Source organism: Vibrio sp. OPT46, assembly GCF_015163535.1.
In the GTDB taxonomy this organism is placed as follows: Bacteria; Pseudomonadota; Gammaproteobacteria; order Enterobacterales; family Vibrionaceae; genus Vibrio; species Vibrio alginolyticus.
The window spans coordinates 1,201-3,542 of record NZ_JADDYG010000576.1; the positions used below are offsets into that span (position 1 = coordinate 1,201).

A 2,342-nucleotide genomic window follows, 5' to 3' on the forward strand; every position below is an offset into this window, starting at 1 on the left:
GTCAGATATTGGTATCAAGAGGAAAAGTTTAACTCGACTCTATGTTATCGAGGCTTACAAGTCTGATATCAGCATTAAGGATATTTGTCTCATGAGTGGGCTGTCAGTGGATACAATTATGAAGGTGCTAGCAATGGATCTTGAGCAATACTCCCCACTAGTACAATGGTGGGACAACAGAGAGCGAGCTAAGAACGCACGCATAAAACGTTTGAAGCAAGTGCGGAAGTGGACGTTTAGTGATTAGGTGTAAAAGTGAATAATGAATTAGCAATTTTTGAAACTGAAGATGGAAGTATCACGCTTGATGTAAACGTAAGCGATGATTCCGTATGGGTTACACAAGCGCAAATGATTGATTTGTTCGGGCGAGACAAATCTGTGATATCACGTCATATAAGCAATATCTTCAAAGAAGGCGAATTGGTCAAAAATTCAGTTGTTGCAAAAAATGCAACAACTGCCACTGACGGAAAAACGTATCAAGTAGACTATTACAATCTAGATGTGGTTATATCTGTCGGTTATCGCGTTAAGAGCCAACGTGGTGTTCAGTTTAGACAATGGGCAACCAAGTTACTACGAGAGTATTTAATTAAAGGTTATGTGCTTGATACCGATAGGCTTGAATCAAATGCGCAAGAACTTGAAGCAGCAATTAAGCTTGTTCAACGATCAGTTAAATCACCAGAACTGACGTTAAGTAGTAGTCGCGGCATTGTAGACATCATTAGCCGTTACACTTCAACCTTTCTATGGCTTCAGCGCTATGACGAAGGTTTGTTAACTGAACCGAAAGGCACTCAAGGCGGTGAATTACCATCAACGGAAGTCGCGTTAAAGGCTCTCTCTGAGCTTAAAGTCGATCTTATGGCTAAAGGTGAGGCCACCGAGCTGTTTGCCCGTGACAGAGGCGCGGGTGGACTTGATAGTATCTTTGGTAACTTAAATCAAAGTGTATTTGGTGAAGATGCGTATCCGACCATCGAAAGCAAAGCTGCACACTTACTATATTTTTGCGTAAAGAACCACGTCTTTAGTGATGGCAATAAGCGTAGCGCAGCTTTTCTATTTGTAGACTTCCTTCACCGTAACAACCGCCTATATGACGAAAGCGGCAACGCTGTAATCAATGACTCTGGACTAGCTGCACTAACGCTCTTAGTTGCTGAATCAGAGCCAAATCAGAAAGACACGATCATTCGACTCATCATGAACATGCTTGCAGTGGAGGAACAATAGTGAGTCTCGACCTTAAGAAAGGAAGTTATAACCGACTCTGGGCTGTGTTAGCAGCTTTGGCATACAAGAATGGCAAAGCTACCCTTAAACAGCTTAGTGACCTTTCTGGTTTGCCTCGCAGCTCTACAGAAGATGTGTTGAAGAAAGTGCTTGATGCTCAAGTGCCTGAACTTGTCATCGAACGAGAAAATGCAACATTCATAGTGGTTGAATGGGGTGAATTTATTAGCAGAAAGCAATTGTCTGAATTTTACACAAAACACTTGAATAACGGTTAAACCGTTATATAATCAATATTAGTTGTTCAGCCTTTAAATTGTAGGACGCTTCCATGTCACAAATACCTCAAGAATTAGAGCTAAGAAGTTTGTCACCATTCATTGACCCGTTCTTTATGAATGCGACGCCAAGTGTTTTTACAGTAGGTGATGATGGAATATCAATTTACTTTCCATCAGGCACTTCAAAGACTAACTATGAGCTTGTTAAGCCGCTTCCTTCCAAAACCAAAATTAGAATGGAAGTTGGTCGATTTGGTATTAAAGCAACCCTTCAAAGTGAAGTAGAGGCATATCAACATCATTTGCAGCTTGAGCGTGAGGAAAAGCGAAAAGTCGAGCGAGCCAAAGCTGAACAAGTGGCCCTGAAAGTTGCGCAAGATGCGGCTGAGTTTAACGCCTCCTTAAATATACCCTTTAAATGGTGTTCTGATATCAAAGTAGTGATGTCAGGCATGCAAGAGAACAGTAATGGTAGCGGATTTAATCGTCGTACTGTTCAGCATGTTCGTGTATTAGAAGATTACGCCGATGGCCGCTTCAGTCGCAAGAAAGGCGACTTTCTCTGCGGCACTGACCACAGTAAACACCAAGGCTATACAGACCATGCTTGGGATGCTGAATCCAAGAGTCGTGTGACATGCAAACAGTGTATCAAGGTCGCGAAGCGATTTGTGAAATAGCTCTAGTGGATATGTGAACTGGTGGTAGGACATTAGACCATCGGCATACAATTAAATTTATAGGTTTTTCTGAAAAAACACCGAATAGGAAACATGAATGAAATTGAAATTACTATTTACCCTCCTCACTACTTGTAGT

The 2,342-nt window shown here is 41.6% G+C and carries 4 protein-coding genes; all 4 read left to right on the forward strand.

Features of this window, described 5'->3' with window-relative positions:
• Positions 1-247: hypothetical protein (locus IQR33_RS34075; RefSeq protein ID WP_228014079.1), on the forward strand; the 247-nt coding region annotated here is incomplete at its 5' end.
• Positions 248-255: 8 nt separating this feature from the next.
• Positions 256-1,242 carry a virulence protein RhuM/Fic/DOC family protein gene (locus IQR33_RS23075; protein ID WP_322631800.1) on the forward strand — a complete coding sequence of 329 codons (987 nt, stop codon included), beginning with the start codon at positions 256-258 and terminating at the stop codon, positions 1,240-1,242.
• Complete coding sequence (locus IQR33_RS23080; RefSeq protein WP_193844078.1) at positions 1,242-1,520, forward strand: helix-turn-helix domain-containing protein; 279 nt, start codon at positions 1,242-1,244, stop codon at positions 1,518-1,520. The genes IQR33_RS23075 and IQR33_RS23080 overlap by 1 nt, the downstream gene beginning before the upstream one ends.
• A 53-nt stretch (positions 1,521-1,573) precedes the next feature.
• On the forward strand, positions 1,574-2,203 hold the full coding sequence (locus tag IQR33_RS23085) for a hypothetical protein (protein WP_193844079.1): 630 nt from the start codon (positions 1,574-1,576) through the stop codon (positions 2,201-2,203).
• Positions 2,204-2,342 lie beyond the last annotated feature (139 nt).

What these genes read in the sequence shown, in the direction of transcription:
- IQR33_RS23085 (WP_193844079.1), top strand. Translation starts at nt 1,574, where the DNA reads ATGTCACAAATACCTCAAGAATTAGAGCTAAGAAGTTTGTCACCATTC.